Origin of the sequence: Roseibium suaedae (genome assembly GCF_900142725.1) — a bacterium.
Taxonomy (GTDB): domain Bacteria; phylum Pseudomonadota; class Alphaproteobacteria; order Rhizobiales; family Stappiaceae; genus Roseibium; species Roseibium suaedae.
Genome location: NZ_FRBW01000005.1, coordinates 180623 through 200920, shown reverse-complemented (window position 1 = coordinate 200920; position 20298 = coordinate 180623). Strand labels below are relative to the sequence as shown.

Here is a 20298-nt window from a genome sequence, read left to right as displayed (position 1 = left end):
ACAGAGGTATAAAGATCAGAAAGTCAGCTGGACTTTCATAGACTTGCTGCGGTCTCCTGCAAGCTCAAACGCTTCCACCGCTTGTTCAATCGGGAAGGTTCCCGTGATCAACGGCTTCAAGTTCACTCGCTTGCGGTTGATCAGATCCACCGCAAGGCCGAACTCTTCATGGAAGCGGAAGGTGCCCCGGATGTCTATTTCCTTGGCAACGATCAGGTTCTGGGGAATGGAGACGTTGCCGCCCAGCCCAAGTTGAACCAGAACCGAGCGCGGCTTCAGGGTTTCAAGACCCGTATGAATGGCCTTTTCGTTGCCTGAAGCTTCGAAATGGACGTCAAAGTAGCCTTTGTTTTCGCCGTAGGCTGCCAAGCTGCCGCTGTCCTTGGCGACGTTGATCACCCGATCAGCCCCGATTTCCAGCGCTTTGTCCAGAACAGTGTCCATGACATCCGTGGCCACGATTTCCGCAGCGCCATGGGCCCGTGCGGCGATGATGGCCAAAGCTCCGATGGGGCCGCAACCCGTGACCAAAACGCGCTTGCCAAGCAGGGAGCCTGCGCGGGACACCGCATGCAAGGTCACCGCAAACGGTTCGGCAAGAGCTGCTTCCTGGATGGAGACGTCATCGGCCACCTTGTGGCATTGCCATTGCTCTGCGATCAGCTGCTCCCTGAAAGCGCCCTGAATATGCGGCATGGGCATGGCGCTTCCATAGAAGCGCATGTTCACGCACTGATTCTGCTGGCCTTTCAGGCAATAGCTGCAGGTGCTGCAGGGGCGGCTGGGAGAGATGGCCACCCGGTCGCCAATGGCAAACCCGGACACACCTTCTCCCAGTGCCTTGATCGTTCCCGCTACTTCGTGGCCGAGGATCATCGGCTCCTTGAGACGCACCGCGCCGAAGCCGCCATGATTGTAATAATGCAGGTCCGACCCGCAGATGCCCCCAGCGTTGACCGCAACGCTGATCTGGCCCGGTCCCGGTTGCTCAAGGTCGCGGTCTTCCAGACGCAGGTCCTTCGCGGCGTGAATGACGAGTGCTTTCATGGCAGAACCTCAAACGACCGGAGTCAGGAGCGCGGCTCCGGAAAAATGAGCGGCCAGATTGTCGCGCACGAGCTTGCCCATGGCCTGCCGCGTTTCCACGGTGCCGGAGGCGTGGTGGGGCTGCAGCACGACATTGGTCAGCGGCAGGTAACGGGCATTGATGTTGGGCTCGGTTGCAAAGACATCGAGACCGGCTGCCTTGATCTGCCCCTTTTCAAGCACATCAAGAAGAGCGTCTTCATCAACCGTCGAGCCGCGGGAAATATTGACGATGATGCCGTCCTTGCCGAGCGCTGCAAGCACGCCGGCATTCACGATGCCCTTGGTGCTTTCGCCGCCGGAAAGCGTGACGATCAGGAACTCGCAGCCTCTGGCCAGCTCGGTCAGATCCGCCACGAAGGTGTAGGGCAGGTCTGTCCGGGCGGCGATGTCGAAATAGCTGATGTCGCACTCAAAGGCGGCAAGCCGGCGGGCAACGGTCACACCGACGCGGCCCATGCCAACGATGCCGACCTTCTTGCCGCAGACCCGGGTTACCAGACCCATGTTGCCCTTCGTCCAGCTTCCCTGGCGCACATAAGTGTCTGCCTGCGGGATCTGGCGCGCGGCAGCCAGCAGAAGTCCGACACCCAGATCTGCAACGTCAGCGGTCAGGACATCCGGAGTATTGGTGACCTTGATGCCGTTGCTCTTTGCATAGCCCAGATCAATGGCATCGGTACCGACACCGTAGCAGCTCACGATTTCCAAGGACGGGAGCTTGCCCATGAGAGCAGCAGAAGCGCCAAGCTCGCCACGGGTGGCAATCGCACGGATATTCGCGCCATGCTGACTCAGAAGGGCATCCTTGTCAGCGGCTTCGTAGAACTTGTGAACCTTGTACTTTGCCTCGAGCTCCGTCATGTCCCAGTCCGGATAGGGGCCCATCAGCAGAATTTCAGGTGCGGACATGTATTCCTCCAAAATGATGTTCTTAAGCGTTGAGCAGGATCATTGGCCTGAAGTGAGAGCTGCGAGGCCCGCGAGAGCGTCCTGCAGGACCTTTCCGGCGTCCTGATCGATTTCGACGGTCACCACACCCGGTTCGCCTTCCGGGGATTCCAGGGTGGCAAGTTGACTGTCCAGAAGGGCTGCAGGCATGAAATGCCCGCTCCGGCCTGCCATGCGTTGCGACAGGCAGGCGTGGCTGCCCGTCAGGAAAACGAAGGAAGGCGGCTGCAGACAGTGCCGCCGCAACTGGTCGCGGTAGCGGCGCTTCAGGGCCGAACAGGAGACGACCGGGAGGTCGCCGCGGGCGAGTTCTGAACCAATGAGGTTCAGCCAGGGCTCGCGGTCAGCGTCGGTCAATGGGATGCCGGCGGACATCTTCTCGACATTGGCAGCCGGGTGCAGGGTATCGCCTTCAAGGAAAGAGCGGCCAAGGGCACCGGCGAGCTGTTGTCCGACCGTGGACTTGCCGCATCCGGAGACCCCCATGACGATAATGGGACCCATGAGTTTAGTGCCTCACAGACAGGTCGTGATGCCGCCATCGACATAAAGCGTGTGACCATTCACGAAGGAGGAGGCCTTTCCGGAGAGGAAGATTGCAGCTCCGATAAGCTCTTCGACATTGCCCCAGCGGGCTGCCGGCGTGCGCTTCTCCAGCCAGGCCGAAAACTCCGGATTGTCCACGAGGGCCTGATTAAGCGGCGTCTTGAAATAGCCTGGAGCAATGGCGTTCACCTGGAGGCCATGCTGAGCCCAGTCCGCGCACATGCCACGGGTGAGATTCTTGATCGCACCTTTCGTGGCCGTGTAGGGCGCAATTCCAGGCCGGGCAAGCTCGCTTTGCACGGAAGCAATGTTGATGATCTTGCCGTTTCTCCGGGCAATCATGTGGCGGGCTACAGCCTGCCCAACATAGAATGCACTGGAGATATTGGTTTCGAGCAGCTGCTTCCAGCGATCGATTGGGAAGTCCTCAAGAGGCGTGCGGAACTGCATGCCCGCATTGTTGATGAGGATGTCGATGGGGCCGGTGTCTTGTTCAATGGCATCGATTGCTGGGCCAACGGCCGCAGGATCTGTCACATCAAAGACAGATGCGTCGGCTTCAAAACCCGCATTGCGAATGCCTTGCACGGCAGTCTCGAGCTTTGCCGTGTCGCGGCCGTTCAGAACCACTGAGGCACCGTGCTGGGCCAGTCCCTGAGCCAGCGCCAGACCGATCCCCTGTGAGGAGCCGGTTACGAGCGCCCGTTTGCCGGCAAGATCGAAGAGCGGAAATGTCATGGTTTCCTCCGTCAGGGTGGCTCGGGACGGTTTGCCTGCGGTCTTGCGCAGGGAGTATCCTGGCCGGAAATTGGATAAAGAGACCGGCAAACGAAGCCATCAGGCTACGGCGTTTACCGCGCCGGATTTCGCCTATCCTTAGCTGGCGCCTTACCAGATTGCCCAAGATGACCTTCATCTTGGGTCATATGGAATGCTTATGGATCTGGCCGGCAAAGGATTTCTGACTTGGAGAGCGGAGGCTTGCCTGCTCAAAACCGCGAAAGCCGATGAGGACAATTGCTGCAGCAAGGGAGCCATATGAAATTGCGATCACCCCATATGGCACTCATCACTTACCCCCTCCCGGTTCCGACTCTAACATCGGAAATGACCAGAGCGTCAGATCATGCCACGTGAGAGTGTTGAGTGAGGCACTTGCTAAAGCTGGAAGATCTTTGTCACGGATACCGTGGCTGGAGGATACATTTAGCGAACGTGGTACAATAAAGAAGGGGAACCACTATGCTATTCAACAGGCGCAATATTATCAGCGCGGCGATTGCTGGGGCTATGCTCGCAACTTCTGCGATCACGTCCTTTGCGGAGGTTAAAATCAATCTGGCGGATGCTTTGCCGGATTCCAACTTCATGGTGAAGAACGCTGTCGAGTTTGCCGATGCCGTGAAGACCGTGACTGATGGAAACGTGGTCATTTCTGTGAAGGCTGGCGGCTCTTTGGGCCTGAAAGGTCCGGATCAGCTGACGGCAGTGCGTGATGGACTGGTCGAGATGGCCGACATCAACATCAGCCAGCAGGTTGGCGTCAATCCGCTCTTCGGTGTTGAGGGAATTCCGTTCCTTGTGTCTTCCATGGACGAACTCAAGAAGTATCACGCGATCATTCGCCCGGTCTACGAAGAGCTCGCCGAAAAGAACAACCAGAAGATCCTTTACATGGTCCCCTCGCCGGCCCAGTACGTTTATCTGAAGGTGCTGGCTGCCAATATCGAAGATTTCAAGGGCATTCCGGTTCGCGGTGCTGACAAGAACACTGTCGATATCGTCAGTGCGATCGGTATGGCCGGCTTTGTGATGCCTTGGGGTGAGCTTATCCCGGCTCTGGCCTCCGGCCGCGTGGACGGTGTTGCGACTTCCGCGACTTCGGGCGTTGACGGCAAGTTCTGGGAATTCCTGAAGTATGTCTACCCGACCAACCACACCTGGGGTTCCAACATGGTGACCATCAACCTGGACACCTGGAACTCCATCCCGGCTGACCAGCAGGAAGCGATCCTGAAGGTTGCCGCAGAGCTGGAGCCCAAGTTCTGGGACGTTTCGCGTCAGGGTGACGTCAACAGCATCAAGACCATGTCCGAAAACGGTATGGAGCTCGTAGAGATCTCCCCGGAACTGCGGGCACAGATGGAAGAGCGTGCGGCAGCCCTTCAGGCAGCTTTCCTCGAGCGGGTTCCGGATGCGAAGCCTCTCGTCGAGAAGTACAAAGCTTCGATGAACTGAGATGAGCAGCATGACGTCTTCTTTGAATGAAGATGCACGCAGCAAAGGATTGGTGGCGGCCTTGCAGGCCGCCGCTGATTGCCTTTCCCTGACGGGGGCGTTCCTTGCCGTGCTTTGTATGGTCGCCATGACCCTGCTCGTGCTTGCCGAGATCGTGCTGGCGGGCGTGTCGCGGATCATTCCGTCGGTTCCCTCAACCACGCATATCGGTTGGGAATACAGCGGCTATCTGATGGGCGCGTGTTTTCTGCTGGGTGCAGGCATGACTTTCCGTGCGGGACTGCAGATCCGCGTCGAGGCGTTGCTTCGCGCCGGCAAAGGCAGATTCTCACGCGTTCTGGAGACAATTGCCAGCCTGGCTGGCGCTGCCGTAGCGGTTTTTGTTGCCATGGCGCTTGTGCAGTTCGCGTTGCGGACATGGGGCTACGGCGAAGTGTCCCAGGATAGCCTGACGCCTTTGTGGATCCCGCAAGCCGTTCTGGCCCTGGGTGCTGTCATCATGGCGCTGCAGATGCTTGTCCGCGTTCTTGCCTGTCTGACCGGTGCCCCTCTGGACCGGCCTGACCTTGGGGCTGCTTCCGCGATCGAATAGTCATCGAGACTTTTCCGCATGTCGGAATACTAATTTGGAGAGTTGTCGATGACGGCAGTCATAGGTAGCCTTTTCGGGTTCTTGTTTTTACTTCTCGGCGCCGGAACCTGGATCGGCATGGCCCTGCTCGCAACTGCGATTGCGCTGGGGTACATGTTCCTTCACGTTCCGCTGGACCGGCTGATCCCGCAATATGCGTTCAACATTCTGACGTCGTCGGAACTGGTTGCCCTTCCTCTGTTCGTGCTGATGGGAGAGTTCCTGTTCCGCACCCGCTTGTCGCAGGCCATTTTTGCAGGCCTTGCACCTTGGGCCGGCCTGCTTCCGGGGCGCCTGCTTCATGTGAACGTTATTGGCTGTTCCATTTTTGCGGCCATTTCGGGCTCATCTGCCGCTACGACACAGGTTGTCGGCCGGATGACGTTGAAGGAGCTTCTGGCCCGCGGCTATTCGCCTGACGTTGCCATCGGCAGTCTGGCTGGTGCCGGCACCCTCGGGTTTCTGATTCCCCCGTCCACTGTCATGATCATTTATGGCGTGCTGGCTGAGGAATCCGTGCTGCGCCTGTTCACGGCAGGCCTAATTCCTGGATTGCTGCTCGCCGGTGCCTTTGGCGCCTGGATCATGATCCACACGACCATCAACAAGGATCTCGTGCCGGAAAGTGAAAGGGCACTCAAGCATCTGAGCTTCGGTCAGCGCGTTGCCGCGCTCAAGGAACTCTGGCCAACCATGTTCCTCATGGTCTGTGTTCTGGGCTCCATGTATGGTGGTCTCGCAACGCCGACAGAAGCGGCTGCGATCGGGGTCGTCGGTGCTTTCATTCTCTGCTGGATCCAGGGGATGCTGTCCCTCGAGGTGCTGCGGAACATCGCACTAGGCGCCGTTCAAACGTCGTCCGTTATGGGTCTGGTCATTCTTGGGGCATCCATCCTGGGCAATCTCAGTGCGATGCTGGGCATTCCCGATGCGGTTGCCGCAACTGTTGCGGGCTGGAACCTGTCGCCGCTGTCCCTGATCCTTGCGCTGATGGTGCTCTATCTGATCCTGGGGACGGCTCTGGAAGGGTTCTCCATGATCGTGACCACCTTGTCCGTGGTTCTGCCGCTTGTTGAGCAGGCAGGCTTTGACAAGATCTGGTTCGGTATCTTCATCGTGCTCGTTGTCGAGATGGCGCAGATCACCCCGCCGGTGGCCTTCAACTTTGTGGTCATCCAGAACATCAGCGGACGTGACACGGGTTACATTGCGAAAGTCACGATGCCCTATCTGATGATCATGATCGCCTTCGTGGTGGTTCTTGCACTGTTCCCGCAGATTGTCTCTTTCCTGCCCAACCTGCTCATGGGCTAAGGAGCGTCAGAACGAGGTACCAACGCCCGGTACATGGTTCTGCTAGAGACAAAAGAAGACCCGGAAGCCGAAAGGCTCCCGGGTCTTTTTCTTTGTGAAGGTCAGGTCGATAGCTGGCGACAAGCGTGGGGTACTCGAGGCCTTCTACAGCCTGGCGGGCATCGATCTCTATTTGAACAGCCGAGTTGAAAGATGGAGACGACCTTGCGCGACGAGGCCTCTGCAGGCGAACCGGCAGAGGGGCAGAGGTTGGGACTGGGCACATGAACCTCGTCTTCCCTTTTCGGGCTCCCAATAGCAAAAGGCCCCCGGGGTCATACCCCGGAGGCCTTTGCTGCCTGGACAGGGCCGCTTGGGAGGAGCGCGCGGTCTGTCTGGGCTTTCGGTCACCCGCCACCGAAGTGGCTGAAGGCAATCACTCGTCTGTCGTCAGGCCCTTTGCAGCCAGAACGCCAGCAAGATTGCTGACTTCGATGACGCTCTTGCCTGCCTTGTAGGCAGCGATATAGCCAGCCTCGGCATCTTCGCGGGCCTGGGAAAGCTTTGCGACTTCTGCTGCATCCTCGCGGCGGACGATCACCACGCCGTCGGCATCGCCGCGCACGATGTCGCCCGGGCGGACGATCTGGCCACCGATGACGATGGTATCGTTGATCTTGCCGAGGGTTTCCTTGACCGTGCCAATGACACAGACGCTCAGGCTGAAGACGGGGAAGCCGAGATCGATGATTTCCTTGGTGTCACGGACACCGGTATCGGTGACAAGGGCGGTCACGCCCTTTGCCTTGCAGGCATTTGCCAGCACGTCGCCGAAGGAGCCGGCGTCTTCATATTCTCCGGCGGAGACGATGATGACGTCACCCGGCTGAGCATAGGAGATCGCAACCTGCAGCATGATGTTGTCACGGGGAGCAGACTGAACCGTGAAGGCCGAACCGCAGAAGGACATATTGCGGTCGATCGGCTTGATCTTCTGGTTCACCGCGCCAAGACGGCCCTGGGCCTCGTGAATGGTGGCAACGGAAAACTTGGAGAGTGCTGCGACATCTTCCGGACGTGCGCGCTCGATTTTGGTTCTGACATGTACCATTTGATTTTTCCTGGTTAGGGACGGGTGTTTCAGGAGAGCGCGGCGCAGGCAGCCTCGATACGGCGGCAAGCCTCACGGATCAGGTCTTCCGAGGTCGCGGTCGACAGGCGGAAATAGGGCGACAGGCCGTAGGCTGCGCCGTGAATGGCAGCCACGCCGTTGTCCAGAAGGTAGAGAACGAAGTCGAGATCGTTTTCGATCTTCTGTCCGCTGGGAGCCGTTTTGCCGATCGCGCCACTGCAATTGGCGAACAGGTAGAAGGCACCGTCTGGAGCCTTGCAGGACAGGCCGGGAATCCCGTTGAGCAGTTCAACGGCAACATCGCGGCGGCGGCGGTAGGCCTTGCCGGATTCTGCCACAAAGCTCTGATCGCCGGACAGGGCTGCAGCAGCGGCAGCTTGGCTGATCGACGACGGGCAGGATGAGATCTGCGACTGAAGCTTGTTGATCGCATTGACCAGCACAAGCGGTCCGACCGCATAGCCAAGGCGCCAGCCGGTCATGGCATAGCTCTTGGACACGCCATTGACGGCAAAGATCCGCTCCTTGAGAGCCGGAACGGCTTCCACGAGGCTTACCAGTTTGCCTTCGCCAAACCAGATTTCGTCGTAGATTTCGTCGGTCAGCACGAAGACATGCGGATGACGCTCGAGCACCGCGCCAAGTGCCTTCAGTTCGGCCTCATTATAAACTGCGCCAGTCGGGTTGGACGGCGAGTTGAGCACGAGCCAGCGTGTCTTGGGGGTAATGGCGGCTTCCAGAGCTTCAGGTGTGAGCTTGAAACCATTGTCTTCCGGGCAGGTCACGATGACCGGCTTGCCTTCGTTGGCAATCACCATGTCCGGATAGGACACCCAATAGGGGGCCGGAATGATGACTTCATCGTCGTCGTCGATCGATGCCATGAAAGCCAGGAAGATGATCTGCTTTCCACCGCCGCCGACAGTGATCTGGTCAAGAGCATAGTCCTGACCTGTGTGACGCTTCATCCGGGCGGCAATCGCCTGGCGCAGTTCCAGCGTTCCGTTGACGGCAGTGTATTTCGTCTGCCCGGCCTGCATGGCCGCTACGGCTGCCTGCTTGATGATATCCGGCGTGTCGAAATCCGGCTCTCCGACAGTCATGTCGACAATGTCACGGCCAGCAGCCTTGAGTTCTTTCGCACGTGCTGCCGCAGCCGTACTGGGGGAGGGCTTGATGCGCGTCACGCGCTTAGCAAGCTTGAAATCCGGCATTTCCCAGCGTGCGTCTTTCACGCACGTCCTCTCATTGAAATAACCTTGAAACAATAACTGCAGCCAGATCGCGCGAGGTAAGACGCATTCATTATGGGCCGATAGCAGACGGCGATGTGCGCTCAGGCCCAGGAAAACGGCGGAGATTGCAAGGTCCGGAGGTCAAGGCACGGTCCTCAAGACATAGCAATATCGTCTGACCCCATCACCAGCGCCTTATGCTAGCGTTTTCAAATTACGAAAATGGACCGGAATGCCGGCTTCCCGGATGGAAATGTCAATGGATATTGAACGGCTTAGCAAACTGATGGATTGGATGAACTCCACACCTCTTTCCGAATTTGAATGGAAAGACGGCAAGGAGCACATCAAGCTCGTCAAGACTGCGGCTGCGGCCAGTGACGTGTCTGTTCAGTCGAGTTCTGCTCCTCTTGTCCCTGCTGCTCCCGAGGAGAGCGGCTCAAAGGAAGACCTGGTGCTGGCGCCATTCATGGGCGTTGCACATCTGTCTCCTGAACCGGACACGGCGGACTATGTGAAGCCTGGTTCCAAGGTTGCAGAAGGCGATACGCTCTGCACCATCGAAGCAATGAAGATTTTCAACGCCGTTCAGGCCCCGCATGCCGGGGTCGTCGAGGAGGTGCTGGTCAAGCCCGGTGAGCAGGTCTCGCTGGATCAGCCTCTGTTCCGGCTTGTCAAGAACTGACGTTCGAGACCGAGATGAAGCAAGAAACTCCCTTTGATACCGTTTTGATCGCCAACCGCGGCGAGATCGCCTTGCGGATTTTGCGTGCCTGCCGCCAGCTTTCGCTCAAGGCGGTTTGTGTCTACTCGGAAGCGGATCGGGGAGCTCCTTATCTGGAGCTGGCCGACGAAGCTGTCTGCATCGGGCCGGCTGCTGCATCTGCAAGCTATCTGAATACGGATGCCCTGCTTATGGCGGCTGAAGCCACAGGTGCGGGTGCGATTCATCCGGGCTATGGCTTCTTGTCGGAAAACGCAGCCTTTGCCGATGCAATTGCGGCTTCGGGACGGGTCTTTATCGGTCCTTCGGCGGATTGCATTCGCACCATGGGTGACAAGATCGCGGCGAAGCGCGCAATGATCAGTTCCGGTGTGCCGTGTGTTCCAGGGCCGGATGACGCCCTGATCGGTTCAGCTGATGATATCGCAGCGGTCGCGGGTGACATCGGCTTCCCGGTTATCATCAAGGCCGCAGGTGGTGGTGGCGGACGCGGCATGCGCATTGTCCGCTCAGCTTCCGAACTTGTCGGCGCCGTTGAACTGACACGCAAGGAAGCCGCACGCTTCTTTGGGGATCCGACGATCTACATGGAGAAGTTTCTCGACCGTCCCCGCCATGTGGAAATTCAGGTGATCTGCGACAAGCATGGCAATGCTGTCTGGCTGGGCGACCGGGATTGCTCTCTGCAGAGACGCCATCAGAAGGTCATCGAGGAAGCTCCAGCGCCTGGCATCGACCGGGCTCTTATCGCCCAGATCGGGGAGCTTTGCGCCGGAGCGTGCCGTAATATCGGCTATTCAGGCGCAGGGACCTTTGAGTTCCTCTACGAGGATGGCGCGTTCTATTTCATCGAGATGAACACGCGGGTCCAGGTGGAGCATCCCGTAACGGAGATGGTCACCGGAACCGATATTGTTGCTGAACAGATCCGGGTTGCTCTGGGCCACGAACTGTCGATCCGGCAGGAGGATGTGGTTTGCGAGGGGCATTCGCTGGAATGCCGTATCAATGCTGAAGATCCTTTCAATTTTCAGCCGCGTCCGGGCCGCGTTACCCGTCTTGCCTTGCCAGGCGGACCGGGCATTCGTGTCGATACCCATCTGGTTCAAGGCTACGAAGTTCCCGCAAGCTACGATTCCATGATCGCCAAGGTTATTTCACATGGCCGCACCCGGTCGGAGGCGATCGAAAGGATGCGCGGGGCCTTGCGCCAGCTCAAGATCGAAGGCCCCGCAAGCAACGGGCCGTTGCACGCCTCCCTGCTCGAGGACCCCGGCTTCATCGTGGGCGGGGTGGATATTCATCACCTGGAACGGCTGCTGAAAGAACGGGGGAGCGTGTAACATGAACGTTGTGAACGTGCTCGCCGAGCCCCGGATCAGTCTTCTTGGATCCAGTGCCGTGCTGTTCGAGGCGCCGGGCGACTTTGACATTCATAACCAGCGGCGGGTCTGGGCGCTTGCCGAGCGAGCCTCCTCCTGGCCTGAGGTCGGTGAAGCGGTCCCGGGCATGACCAACCTGACCCTGATCCTAAAGGAGCCTCCGCGCAGCATTGATACGTTGAAGCGCAAGCTCTACGACGGCTGGGCCTCGGGTGAGGAACTGCAGCCGCAGTCCCGAACCGTGGAAATTCCGATCCATTATGGTGGCGAGGGCGGACCGCATCTGACCGATGTTGCCGAGGGAACCGGCCTAAGCGTCGCCGACGTCGTGCGTCTTCACAGCGAGCCTGATTACACGGTCTATGCCGTCGGCAGTCATGCCGGATATTGTTACCTTGGAGGGCTCGACCCGCGTCTCTTCATGCCGCGGCGGAAGGTTCCGCTGCTCAGCATTCCTGGCGGTTCGCTGTCTGTTGCTGGCATGCAGACCGGTGTTTCTGCCTCAAAGGGACCAAGTGGTTGGCATACGATCGGCCGCGCCGACATAGTGTTTTTTGATCCCGCCAACCAGCCTCCTGCTTTGTTGCAACCGGGCGACATGATCCGGTTCAAGGTGGCAGAGGTGCTTTCATGATTGAAATCCTCACCCCCTCCCCCTTGATGACGGTTCAGGATCTCGGCCGGCCCGACTTCTACCGCTACGGCGTCAGCCGGTCGGGCGCCATGGATCGCATGGCTCTTGCCGTTGGAAACATTCTGCTGGGCAATGCGGATGACGCAGCTGCTCTTGAAATTCCGTTGCCGCCCGTTCGGTTTCTGTTCCGGGAAGATTGTGCCTTCGCGCTGACGGGGGCAGATTGCCGTGCCACCCTTGATGGCAAGCCGGTTCCGCCATGGTGGGCAATGGAAGCCCGCGCGGGCCAGATTCTGCAGCTTTCAGCTCCGGTCGAGGGCAGTCGTGCCTATCTTTGCCTGGCTGGCGGGATTGATGTTCCCGCAGTTTTGGGCTCGCGCAGCACACAGCTGCGCGAAGAGTTCGGCGGTCTTGAAGGCAGGCCCGTTTCCAAGGGAGATGTGTTGCCCTCAGGTGACGGACATGCGGAGCTGCCAGCGTCCGGCACAGGCGCGCTGCCCCCTCGCCAGGCTCTCGCCTTCGGCGATGAAAGCGCAATTGCCATTCGCGTGGTGCCGGCTGCGGAATATGAGTGCTTCACAGGCGGGACGAGAGATGAATTCTGGGCTGCGGACTGGGATGTCACCGTTCAAAGCAATAGAGCCGGTTTCCGTCTTTCCGGACTGGAATTAAAGCTCAAGACGACGCTGGAATTGCGTTCGCACGGTATCGTTCCCGGCGTCATTCAGGTGCCGCCCGGCGGACAGCCCATCATTCAGCTCGCAGATGCAGCGACCATGGGCGGCTATCCGAAAATTGGGTCCGTGATTGAAGCGGATCTCTGGCGCATTGGTCAGGCAAAGGCCGGAGACAAACTGAAGTTTGTGCAGGTCACCTACGAGGAAGCGCTGGATGCGCTTTCCGCATCGGGAGCCTATCTCGAGGGCTTGCGTGCTCAAGTAACGCGGCTGCGGAGCCTCGCCAATAAGTGGGCCAAGACATGAATACCGAAGACTTCGACAAGCTTGTTGCGCTCATGCTGGCCAAAGGGTTCAGCCATGTCAGCTATGAGCTGGATGACCGGAAAGTTTCTCTGACACTGCCCACTCACGGCAAGACCGGGGCAGCGCAGGAGGGCCTGAACGCTGGCGCAGGCATGCCCACGCGCGCCTCTGCAAAAGCTGAGCATCTTTGCTCGCCTCTGATTGGCACGTTGCTGGCGGCGCATCCGGGCTCTTCGCAGAAAGCGCTGCAGGAAGGTGATGCTGTTTCCAAAGGACAGCCTGTGGCCTATGTCCGCAGCGGATTGATGCTCATGGCCGTGATTGCAGAGAGCGCTGGAAAGCTTGGCCGTCCGCTTGTCCAGCCAGGCAGCGTCGTTGGTTACAACACACCCGTTTTCGAGTTTTTTCCGGAGCCGGACACCTCCGGGCAAAAAGGATAAGCCATGCAAATCGACATCAATGCGGACCTGGGTGAAGGGTTCGGTCCCTACGCCATCGCCGATGATGCGTCCCTCCTGCAGCTGATCACCTCTGCCAACATTGCCTGCGGCTATCATGCGGGCGATCCTGTCATCATGGATCAGACCGTAAAGGTCGCCGTTGAAAACGGGGTCGATCTTGGTGCGCATGTCAGCTTTCCGGACCGGATGGGATTTGGCCGCCGTGTCATGCAGATGGATCCGGTCGAACTGGAAAAGCACGTTCTTTACCAGCTCGGAGCGCTGGATGCTTTTGCCCGGACCTGCGGCCGCAAGATTGCGCATGTGAACCCGCATGGTGCGCTTGGAAATTTGGCTTCGGCCGATGACGTGATCGCGTCCGCACTGGTGCGGGCGGTTGGGTCGTTTGACAAGTCGATCCGCTTTCTTGTCCTGCCAGGCTCTGCCCTTGAAAAGGCGGCTCATCAGGCCGGCCTTTCCTGCTACCGGCTGTTTCTTGCCGATCGGGCCTACACGGCGGATGGCCAGCTGGCGCCGCGGGCAAGGCCTGGCGCCGTCATCAAGGATGCAGAAGAAGTGATTGCCCGCCTGTTGCGGCTGGTGCGCGAAAAGACAGTCGAGACCATTGATGGTGAAACCATTGCGATGGAAGTGAATTCGGTTCTGGTTCACTCCGATACCCCTGGTGCAGTTCAGCTTGCCAGGACTATCCGGACGAAGTTGCAGGAAAACGGAGTTTCGATCACGGCCCTGTCAAAGCAGGCCTAGTTTTTGAACAGGCTGCCAGTTCCGCATTGCCGGGACTGAAGGTTTGCAGCGACGCAATGGTGTTTACCCGAAACTAAAAACCCGCTGCCGGAGCAGCGGGTTTCTTTTTTACTTGGTCTTCAAAGTGGTCAGGCCGCCTGGAACCTGGAAGGTCGGCATGATTTCAATCAGCCCGACATTCACATAGCTTGGCATGTTGACGGCAAAGGCTGCCGTGTCAGCGATGTGCTCGGCGCTTGGCACTTCATAGCCTTCATAGAATTTCTTATGCGCTTCTTCGCCCGATGAGACACCATGATTGGTGTTGAAGATTTCGGTTTCGACCCGGCCGGGGCAGATTTCGGTCACGCGGATCCGCTTGCCCAGAACATCCACGCGGATCTGCTGGGACAGCATGTGAATGGCGGACTTGGTTGCGTGATACACCGGGTTGCCGCCGAAGTTATAGTGACCGGCGATCGAGCTGATGTTGATGATGTGGCCGCGATCGCGGGCGATCATGCCTGGCAGCACGACACGAACCGACTGCAGCACGCTGCGCAGGTTCAGGTCGATCATATTGTTGATGTCGTCTTCGCCCAGCGTGGTCAGATTGCCGACCATGCCGAGACCGGCATTGTTGACCAGAACATCCACTTCCAGGTTGCCCAGCAGTTCATTCAGGCCGGCGTAGTCGGTCATGTCCAGCTCATGGGGAATGCAGCCGGTGCGGGCGGCAAGGTCCTGAAGCCGGTCCTTCCGGCGAGCCACTGCGTGAACCGTGAGGCCTTCCTTGCAGAAACGCTCAACGATTGCCGCTCCCATGCCGGCAGATGCGCCTGTGACCAGGGCTGTCTTGTAGTCTGAAAAGCTCATGCGTCCCTCGTTGGATAGCAGATTGTCTCGCGCTTGCGCGCCGCTCTCGGAGAGTCTAGGCAGGCAGCGGCGGCGGGTACAGCTCCCGCGCAGTTATGGGGGCAGACTGAATTCTTATTTGCCCGGCTGTCCCGGTCAAACTTCGCCGGGAAAGTTGACTTGCACGGCAATAATCCGTCTATTCGGTTGGACTTAAATCAGGTGGTCTGCAGTGGATACCCGGCGGCTTCGTTTCTTCATTACCATCGTCGATACCGGCAGCATTACCCGTGCTGCGGATCTTTTGCACATCGCTCAGCCTGCGCTCAGCCAGCAGCTCGCAACGCTTGAAGATCATTTTCGCAAGAAGCTTCTGATCCGGGGTCACCAGGGCGTGACTATGACTGAAGCCGGGAAGATCCTTTACCGACATGCGCAGGTTGTCTTGCGGCAGCTTGAACAGGCCCAGGCGGAGGTCTTGACCGATGGCGAGTTTCTGTCAGGACGGGTGGTGGTCGGTCTTGTGCCCTTCAGCAGTGCCGGCACGCTCTCCGTCGATCTGATCCGCGAGGCACGCGCCCGCTTTCCCGGTATTCTGCTGGAAGTGACGGAAAGCGTCAGTCAGCCCTATAGCCAGATGATCATGAACGGCCGGCTCGACATGGCGCTCATTCATGGTGCCGGTCCGATCAAGGGTGTTCACTTCGAGCAGGTCCTGCACGAGGAATTCTTCCTTGTTGCCCGCCGGGACATGCTGGCTGAGCTGCCGGAGGACGGACCGCTGGCCGTTTCCAATCTGGCGGATCTGCCCTTCATTCTGCCTCCAGCTTATAATTTTGTCCGCCGGGCAATCGATATTGCCTTCATGCGCAGCAAGACCGATCTGAAGGTGATCGCTGAAATCGATGCCGTCCGGACCCTCACGTCTGCTGTTCAATCCGGGCTTGGGGTGACGATTGTTCCCTATGCAGTCGCGCAGCGCATTATGGGCGAAAACAGTCCGGTGGCCGTTCGCAAGATCACCAATCCGGCAATCGGTGAAGCGCTGTCCCTTTGTACAGCCGAGCATTCGCCCTTGTCCGAACCGGCAGTTGCAATCAAGGAGCTTCTGCTGGAGTTGACCGGGACGCTTCTGAAGGAAAAAGCTCAGCTGCCTGGGTGAACCTGCTGACAAAGAGCATTCCGCCAACCGGACAGGATATCCGGCTGGCGTTGAATGTCTGATCGCAGTTTATTCGGCAGCATGGGTGCTGCCCGACGCCGTCACGGGTGCGGCGTGCCGGGCGAGCCAGCCGAGGATTATGTCTGCGATTTCAGCGGAATTGTTGTCCATCATCGGCATATGCGAGTTGCCGAAGATGCCCTGCTTCGGCAAGTCGATGCTTTCCGCAGTTCCACCCAGTGCCTGCAGTCTTTCGACCTGGGCAAGAGCGTCAGACTTGTAGGGAATCCAGGCTGCGTGATCGTCGCAATAGTCCCCCCAAAGATAGAGATGGGGCACGCGTGAGGCCGCTGCCAATGCGCTCTCGTTCATTGCAGGAGCGCCTGCCGGCTCCACCAGTACGACGGCCTGCACTCTTTCCGGCATAAGCGATGCGACCCGTTGCGCGAACCACCCGCCTTGCGAATGGGCAACGATGATCACCTTTTCGAACCGGTCCACCAGCTTCTGGTAGGCGGCAACGGAAAGGTCGGCGTTCGTGGTCCAGCGGGGGACGAACTGGGCGCAGAGCTGATCGAAGGATTCGATCGGGAAACGCTGTTTGTCGAAGGCCCGGCGGTTCGCTGGAGAGGCTGCGAACCCGTTCTTCGGCCCCATGCGGAACAGATGCCAGGCATCTTCCAGGGTGCGGTACAAGGGCGCGCTGTCATAGATTTGCGGCCATGGCGACCATGAGGACCGGCCACGCTCCACCGCATCGGAGACCACGACGTCATATCCGGATCTCAGGAAGATGGAAGACCAGCCGGGCCGATTGTCCGGTGTCGTCTCCCAGGTGACGCCTGTCATTGCTCCGCCATGCCAGAAAAGCACCGGTACATCGGACTTAGGCGCCGCCAGCCTGAAATGCTGCGCATACAGCTGACCGTTGACATAGTGACCATTGAGGTCGACGGACCGTGCAGCTGCATTCGGAGACACCTGAACAGTCTGGATGGGCTGATCGGTCAGTTCCACCAGACTTCCCCCGACGTGGAAGGAGAGAATGTCGCGAAGCGCGATTTCGGTATTCATTCTGGGGTCTCCGGCGTATCGGACGCGGCAATGGTGGCGGATTCAAGGGACATCAGACGCACGCGGACGCTGTGACCGGTGAACTGCTGAAGCGTGTCATGCAGCTTGTCGGCAACGGCCTTCCGGACCTCTGCGGTTCGTGCTTCCGTTGCTCGGTGGAACACCTGACAGAGCACCTCTTTGCCGAAGACAGGCGCGATTGCTGCCGTGAACACGACCTGGATGAGGTCCGGCCGTGCGAAGAGGTCCTGGCTGAGGATCTGGACGATCTTGTCCGTCAGCTCCTCCGACTTGCCGCGCAGTGCAGGCAGGACCTTTTCGGAAACCGTTATCTGGGCGATTGGCATGCGGGTTCTCCTACCTTGCACCGAAGACAAGGTTCGGCAGCCATGTGGAAACGGCAGGCACGAAGGTGATGAAGACAAGCAGGAAGAGCATCAGGATGATGTAGGGAACCATGCCCTTGATGACCTTCTCGATGCCCGTGTTGGCGACCGACTTCAGAACGAAGAGGTTCATTCCAACGGGCGGCGTCAGAAGGGCGATCTCCATGTTCACGACCAGGATCACACCAAAGTGGATTGGATCGATGTCGAGCTGGAGGATCACCGGCACGATCAGCGGCACAAAGATCAGGATGACCGAGATCACCTCGAGGAACATGCCCAGAATGAACATGATCAGGTTGGCGATGATCAGGAATTCCCAGGCCGAGAGATCCATGCTTTCGACGAACTCCACGAGGACACGTGTTACGCCTGCACCGGTCAGCCAGTGTGCGAAAGTCAGTGCGCCCAGGACGATGAAGATGATGACGCCTGTCTGACGGACGCCATCCGCGAGGATGGGCAGCACGTCGAGCAGCTTGATTTCCCGGTAGAACAGAAGACTCACGATCAGGGCAACGACTGCAGACAGTCCAGCCGCTTCGGAGATGGTCACGAGACCGGAGTAGATGCCTCCGAGAATGATGACCGGAACCAGGAGTGCGGGCATTGCACGGACGTTGGCCCGGATGAACTGCTTGCGGTCAAGCTTGTCTTCGACGGGCAGATTATTGCGGACCGCGAAGAAGCGGACATAGGCAATCAGCAGTGCTGCCTGGATAAGACCGGGAACCACACCGGCCAGAAACAGCCGGGGCACGGATTCATCCACGATGATGCCGTAGATCAGCATCGCCAGGGATGGCGGAATGAGAATGCCGAGGGTTCCGCCTGCGCCGATGGTGCCGGTGGCAAAGCTGATCGGGTAGCCGCGGTCGCGCATCGCAGGGATGAGGACCGCCCCGATGGCCAGGGCCGTTGCAACGGAGGATCCCGAGATGGCAGCGAACACGGCCGTTGCCAGGATGCAGACAATGCCGAGGGCGCCGCGTGTACGGCCGACCCATGCCGAAGCCATGTCGATCAGGGCCCGCGCAACACCACCACGCTGCATGAAGGTTGCCGCAATGACGAAGAGCGGAACAGCAACCAGCGTGTAGGAGTTCAGATGGTTGGCATATTGCTGGCCGAGGGAAACCAGCGGGTCGCCTTCCACGAGCCAGACCATGGCGGCGAGGCCCGAGAGAACCAGATAGATCGGTACGCCTGCCAGAAGCAGCAGGAAGAACAGGATCAGGACTGAGGTGAGCAACATGGATCAGTCCTTCCGCTTGAGAAGCAGGCAACCGAGTTGCCAGAAGTAAGTTGCCGAGCACAGCCCGAAACCGACCGGAATCGCGCTGTAATAGGCCCACATCGGGAAGCGGATGGATGAATCCGAGCGTTCGCCGAGGAGGAGTGCAAAGTCGACCATTTGCCAGCCGGCAAAGGCGATGCACGTCGAGACTGCAACGCCAAAAAGACAGGCGAAGATCTGAAGGCCCTTCTGCAATCCGGGCGTCATGCGTTCGGAAAGCATTTCGACATTCACATGCATGCGGTCTCGAATGAGACGGCTTGCGCTGAGCATGACCGCCCAGCCGACCAGATAGATGGTGACTTCAGCACCCCAGTCCGGAAGTTTGGTTGGCGCGATGTAGCGCAAGACGGATTCGCTCACGGTCAGGAGCGCCGCAGCGAGAGCCAGGAGACCGGTGGCACCGGTCTCCAGCCCGACAAGGAGTTTTTTCATTGTGACGCTCCGACCTGATTAGCGGTCTTACTTGCCGATCGCTGCGGAGAGCTTGGTAATGAAGTCAGGATCAATGCCGAGTTCATCCACCAGCCCCGGCTGGGCAGCCAGCAGCTTCTGACGCATCTCAACCAGGGCTTCTTCGCTTGGATCCGAGGTGACGATGCCGTTCTTGGCGTTGAGGTCGCGTGCGGCCTGCTGACGTTCGGCAGCAAAGTCACGCTGGCCGTCGACCATTTCATCCCAGGTCGAAAGCAATACCGTCTGAAGATCTTCAGGCAGCTTGTCGAAGCTGCGCTGGTTGATCAGCGGAACGTACTGAACGATCGCCTGGCGGTCTTCCATCGCATATTTTACGCCAGCGTCCCAAAGCTTGGCCGAAGCAACGGATTCCTGCGTGGCCCAGAGCGAGGAAACGGTTCCGGTCTGAAGAGCCTGCGGGACATCGGGCCAGGAAATCTGCACAGGCACCGAGCCCATGGTTTCATAACGCTGCACTGTTGCGGGACCACCCGGAACGCGGACCTTGAGGCCAGCCAGATCTGCCGGCGTCTTGAGTTCCACATCGGTGGAGAAAACGGTGCCGAAGCCAAGGTCGATCGGACGTCCAAGGACCTTTACGCGCAGCTTGTCTTCAATGCGCTTGTGCAGATCCTGACCGACCTCACCATCGACGGCGGCATAGATCTCGTCACGGCCGAGGCCGTAGAACATCGGGAGCTGCTCGAAGTCGCTTTCAGGAACGAAGCGGGAGATCAGCTGGTATTGCGGCATGGCGATATCGATGGCGCCCTGTGCCACAGCTGCGGCTGCTTCGCTGTCCTTGTATTTTGCTGCTGCTTCGAAGATTTCGATTTCGAGACGGCCAGAGGATTTGTCCTCGATGGCTTTCGCGAAGTCTTTCAGCCAGACGTTCCGAACGTGCTGGGGGCTGGTGTCCAGCGTAACGGTCAGCTTGTAATCGGCGGCCATGGCGGCGCTGCTGGTCAGAACGACAGTCAAAGCGGTCGCGGTCAGGAATTTCTGCAGTTTCATTTGATCCTCCCAGAGATGCAGTCCGTCAGAGG

At 58.8% G+C, this 20298-nt stretch carries 22 protein-coding genes; 10 read left to right on the top strand and 12 right to left on the bottom strand.

What is annotated here, in order from left to right; genetic code table 11:
- Positions 1-15: 15 nt before the first annotated feature.
- The 4 genes from BUA94_RS19765 to BUA94_RS19750 are packed head-to-tail and all read right to left on the bottom strand — an operon-like array spanning position 16 to position 3321.
- The gene (locus tag BUA94_RS19765; RefSeq protein ID WP_073015081.1) at positions 16-1047 is read right to left on the bottom strand and encodes an L-idonate 5-dehydrogenase; all 1032 of its coding nucleotides are present in this window, start codon (positions 1045-1047) and stop codon (positions 16-18) included.
- 9 nt (positions 1048-1056) lie between these two features.
- Positions 1057-1998: a 2-hydroxyacid dehydrogenase gene (locus tag BUA94_RS19760; protein WP_073015080.1), complete on the bottom strand. Its 942-nt coding sequence runs from the start codon at positions 1996-1998 to the stop codon at positions 1057-1059.
- Positions 1999-2037: 39 nt separating this feature from the next.
- Positions 2038-2541, bottom strand: a complete 504-nt coding sequence (locus BUA94_RS19755; protein ID WP_073015079.1) for a gluconokinase — start codon at positions 2539-2541, stop codon at positions 2038-2040.
- Positions 2542-2553: 12 nt separating this feature from the next.
- Positions 2554-3321 carry an SDR family oxidoreductase gene (locus BUA94_RS19750; RefSeq protein WP_073015078.1) on the bottom strand — a complete coding sequence of 256 codons (768 nt, stop codon included), beginning with the start codon at positions 3319-3321 and terminating at the stop codon, positions 2554-2556.
- Between the two features lie 552 nt (positions 3322-3873).
- Between BUA94_RS19750 and BUA94_RS19745 the strand changes: the two genes are divergently transcribed.
- Genes BUA94_RS19745 through BUA94_RS19735 form a run of 3 tightly spaced genes read left to right on the top strand, consistent with a single transcriptional unit; the run spans position 3874 to position 6766 of the window.
- A complete protein-coding gene (locus BUA94_RS19745) occupies positions 3874-4821 on the top strand; it encodes a TRAP transporter substrate-binding protein (protein ID WP_235860652.1) in 948 nt (315 codons plus the stop codon).
- 10 nt (positions 4822-4831) lie between these two features.
- A complete protein-coding gene (locus BUA94_RS19740) occupies positions 4832-5413 on the top strand; it encodes a TRAP transporter small permease (RefSeq protein WP_235860651.1) in 582 nt (193 codons plus the stop codon).
- Between the two features lie 48 nt (positions 5414-5461).
- Positions 5462-6766, top strand: a complete 1305-nt coding sequence (locus BUA94_RS19735) for a TRAP transporter large permease (RefSeq protein WP_073015076.1) — start codon at positions 5462-5464, stop codon at positions 6764-6766.
- Positions 6767-7181: 415 nt separating this feature from the next.
- Here the strand turns inward: BUA94_RS19735 and BUA94_RS19730 are convergent, their stop codons facing one another.
- Positions 7182-7856, bottom strand: a complete 675-nt coding sequence (locus BUA94_RS19730; RefSeq protein WP_073015075.1) for a 4-carboxy-4-hydroxy-2-oxoadipate aldolase/oxaloacetate decarboxylase — start codon at positions 7854-7856, stop codon at positions 7182-7184.
- Between the two features lie 29 nt (positions 7857-7885).
- A complete protein-coding gene (locus BUA94_RS19725; protein WP_073015074.1) occupies positions 7886-9091 on the bottom strand; it encodes an aspartate transaminase in 1206 nt (401 codons plus the stop codon).
- Between the two features lie 280 nt (positions 9092-9371).
- Between BUA94_RS19725 and BUA94_RS19720 the strand changes: the two genes are divergently transcribed.
- From BUA94_RS19720 to BUA94_RS19695, 6 genes are read left to right on the top strand one after another with little or no spacing between them, the layout of a single operon-like run.
- Positions 9372-9797, top strand: coding sequence for an acetyl-CoA carboxylase biotin carboxyl carrier protein (locus BUA94_RS19720; protein WP_073015228.1), 426 nt, complete (start codon positions 9372-9374; stop codon positions 9795-9797).
- Positions 9798-9811: 14 nt separating this feature from the next.
- On the top strand, positions 9812-11179 hold the full coding sequence (accC, locus tag BUA94_RS19715) for an acetyl-CoA carboxylase biotin carboxylase subunit (RefSeq protein ID WP_073015073.1): 1368 nt from the start codon (positions 9812-9814) through the stop codon (positions 11177-11179).
- Between the two features lies 1 nt (position 11180).
- The gene (gene pxpB, locus BUA94_RS19710) at positions 11181-11852 is read left to right on the top strand and encodes a 5-oxoprolinase subunit PxpB (RefSeq protein WP_073015072.1); all 672 of its coding nucleotides are present in this window, start codon (positions 11181-11183) and stop codon (positions 11850-11852) included.
- Complete coding sequence (locus BUA94_RS19705; protein ID WP_073015071.1) at positions 11849-12835, top strand: 5-oxoprolinase subunit C family protein; 987 nt, start codon at positions 11849-11851, stop codon at positions 12833-12835. The genes pxpB and BUA94_RS19705 overlap by 4 nt, the downstream gene beginning before the upstream one ends.
- Complete coding sequence (locus BUA94_RS19700; RefSeq protein ID WP_073015070.1) at positions 12832-13275, top strand: acetyl-CoA carboxylase biotin carboxyl carrier protein; 444 nt, start codon at positions 12832-12834, stop codon at positions 13273-13275. The genes BUA94_RS19705 and BUA94_RS19700 overlap by 4 nt, the downstream gene beginning before the upstream one ends.
- A 3-nt stretch (positions 13276-13278) precedes the next feature.
- Positions 13279-14043, top strand: coding sequence for a LamB/YcsF family protein (locus BUA94_RS19695; RefSeq protein WP_073015069.1), 765 nt, complete (start codon positions 13279-13281; stop codon positions 14041-14043).
- A gap of 108 nt (positions 14044-14151) precedes the next feature.
- Here the strand turns inward: BUA94_RS19695 and BUA94_RS19690 are convergent, their stop codons facing one another.
- The gene (locus BUA94_RS19690; RefSeq protein WP_073015068.1) at positions 14152-14898 is read right to left on the bottom strand and encodes an SDR family oxidoreductase; all 747 of its coding nucleotides are present in this window, start codon (positions 14896-14898) and stop codon (positions 14152-14154) included.
- Positions 14899-15109: 211 nt separating this feature from the next.
- Between BUA94_RS19690 and nac the strand changes: the two genes are divergently transcribed.
- On the top strand, positions 15110-16039 hold the full coding sequence (gene nac / locus BUA94_RS19685; RefSeq protein WP_073015067.1) for a nitrogen assimilation transcriptional regulator NAC: 930 nt from the start codon (positions 15110-15112) through the stop codon (positions 16037-16039).
- A gap of 69 nt (positions 16040-16108) precedes the next feature.
- Here the strand turns inward: nac and BUA94_RS19680 are convergent, their stop codons facing one another.
- Genes BUA94_RS19680 through dctP form a run of 5 tightly spaced genes read right to left on the bottom strand, consistent with a single transcriptional unit; the run spans position 16109 to position 20266 of the window.
- Positions 16109-17113 (bottom strand): alpha/beta hydrolase, encoded by a 1005-nt coding sequence (locus BUA94_RS19680; protein ID WP_073015066.1) that lies wholly within the window; start codon positions 17111-17113, stop codon positions 16109-16111.
- A complete protein-coding gene (locus tag BUA94_RS19675; RefSeq protein WP_073015065.1) occupies positions 17110-17460 on the bottom strand; it encodes a hypothetical protein in 351 nt (116 codons plus the stop codon). Before BUA94_RS19675 ends, BUA94_RS19680 begins: the two co-directional genes overlap by 4 nt.
- 10 nt (positions 17461-17470) lie before the next feature.
- Entirely contained in the window at positions 17471-18754 is a 1284-nt protein-coding gene (locus BUA94_RS19670) for a TRAP transporter large permease (RefSeq protein ID WP_073015064.1), read from the bottom strand.
- Positions 18755-18757: 3 nt separating this feature from the next.
- Complete coding sequence (locus tag BUA94_RS19665) at positions 18758-19231, bottom strand: TRAP transporter small permease (protein WP_073015063.1); 474 nt, start codon at positions 19229-19231, stop codon at positions 18758-18760.
- Positions 19232-19258: 27 nt separating this feature from the next.
- Positions 19259-20266: a TRAP transporter substrate-binding protein DctP gene (gene dctP, locus BUA94_RS19660; protein WP_073015062.1), complete on the bottom strand. Its 1008-nt coding sequence runs from the start codon at positions 20264-20266 to the stop codon at positions 19259-19261.
- Positions 20267-20298 lie beyond the last annotated feature (32 nt).

Bases quoted from the DNA above. Each gene is read 5' to 3' on its own strand.
- BUA94_RS19765 (WP_073015081.1), bottom strand. From the start codon at position 1,047: ATGAAAGCACTCGTCATTCACGCCGCGAAGGACCTGCGTCTGGAAGAC.
- BUA94_RS19760 (WP_073015080.1), bottom strand. From the start codon at position 1,998: ATGTCCGCACCTGAAATTCTGCTGATGGGCCCCTATCCGGACTGGGAC.
- BUA94_RS19755 (WP_073015079.1), bottom strand. From the start codon at position 2,541: ATGGGTCCCATTATCGTCATGGGGGTCTCCGGATGCGGCAAGTCCACG.
- BUA94_RS19750 (WP_073015078.1), bottom strand. From the start codon at position 3,321: ATGACATTTCCGCTCTTCGATCTTGCCGGCAAACGGGCGCTCGTAACC.
- BUA94_RS19745 (WP_235860652.1), top strand. From the start codon at position 3,874: ATGCTCGCAACTTCTGCGATCACGTCCTTTGCGGAGGTTAAAATCAAT.
- BUA94_RS19740 (WP_235860651.1), top strand. From the start codon at position 4,832: ATGACGTCTTCTTTGAATGAAGATGCACGCAGCAAAGGATTGGTGGCG.
- BUA94_RS19735 (WP_073015076.1), top strand. From the start codon at position 5,462: ATGACGGCAGTCATAGGTAGCCTTTTCGGGTTCTTGTTTTTACTTCTC.
- BUA94_RS19730 (WP_073015075.1), bottom strand. From the start codon at position 7,856: ATGGTACATGTCAGAACCAAAATCGAGCGCGCACGTCCGGAAGATGTC.
- BUA94_RS19725 (WP_073015074.1), bottom strand. From the start codon at position 9,091: ATGCCGGATTTCAAGCTTGCTAAGCGCGTGACGCGCATCAAGCCCTCC.
- BUA94_RS19720 (WP_073015228.1), top strand. From the start codon at position 9,372: ATGGATATTGAACGGCTTAGCAAACTGATGGATTGGATGAACTCCACA.
- accC (WP_073015073.1), top strand. From the start codon at position 9,812: ATGAAGCAAGAAACTCCCTTTGATACCGTTTTGATCGCCAACCGCGGC.
- pxpB (WP_073015072.1), top strand. From the start codon at position 11,181: ATGAACGTTGTGAACGTGCTCGCCGAGCCCCGGATCAGTCTTCTTGGA.
- BUA94_RS19705 (WP_073015071.1), top strand. From the start codon at position 11,849: ATGATTGAAATCCTCACCCCCTCCCCCTTGATGACGGTTCAGGATCTC.
- BUA94_RS19700 (WP_073015070.1), top strand. From the start codon at position 12,832: ATGAATACCGAAGACTTCGACAAGCTTGTTGCGCTCATGCTGGCCAAA.
- BUA94_RS19695 (WP_073015069.1), top strand. From the start codon at position 13,279: ATGCAAATCGACATCAATGCGGACCTGGGTGAAGGGTTCGGTCCCTAC.
- BUA94_RS19690 (WP_073015068.1), bottom strand. From the start codon at position 14,898: ATGAGCTTTTCAGACTACAAGACAGCCCTGGTCACAGGCGCATCTGCC.
- BUA94_RS19680 (WP_073015066.1), bottom strand. From the start codon at position 17,113: ATGAATACCGAAATCGCGCTTCGCGACATTCTCTCCTTCCACGTCGGG.
- BUA94_RS19675 (WP_073015065.1), bottom strand. From the start codon at position 17,460: ATGCCAATCGCCCAGATAACGGTTTCCGAAAAGGTCCTGCCTGCACTG.
- BUA94_RS19670 (WP_073015064.1), bottom strand. From the start codon at position 18,754: ATGTTGCTCACCTCAGTCCTGATCCTGTTCTTCCTGCTGCTTCTGGCA.
- BUA94_RS19665 (WP_073015063.1), bottom strand. From the start codon at position 19,231: ATGAAAAAACTCCTTGTCGGGCTGGAGACCGGTGCCACCGGTCTCCTG.
- dctP (WP_073015062.1), bottom strand. From the start codon at position 20,266: ATGAAACTGCAGAAATTCCTGACCGCGACCGCTTTGACTGTCGTTCTG.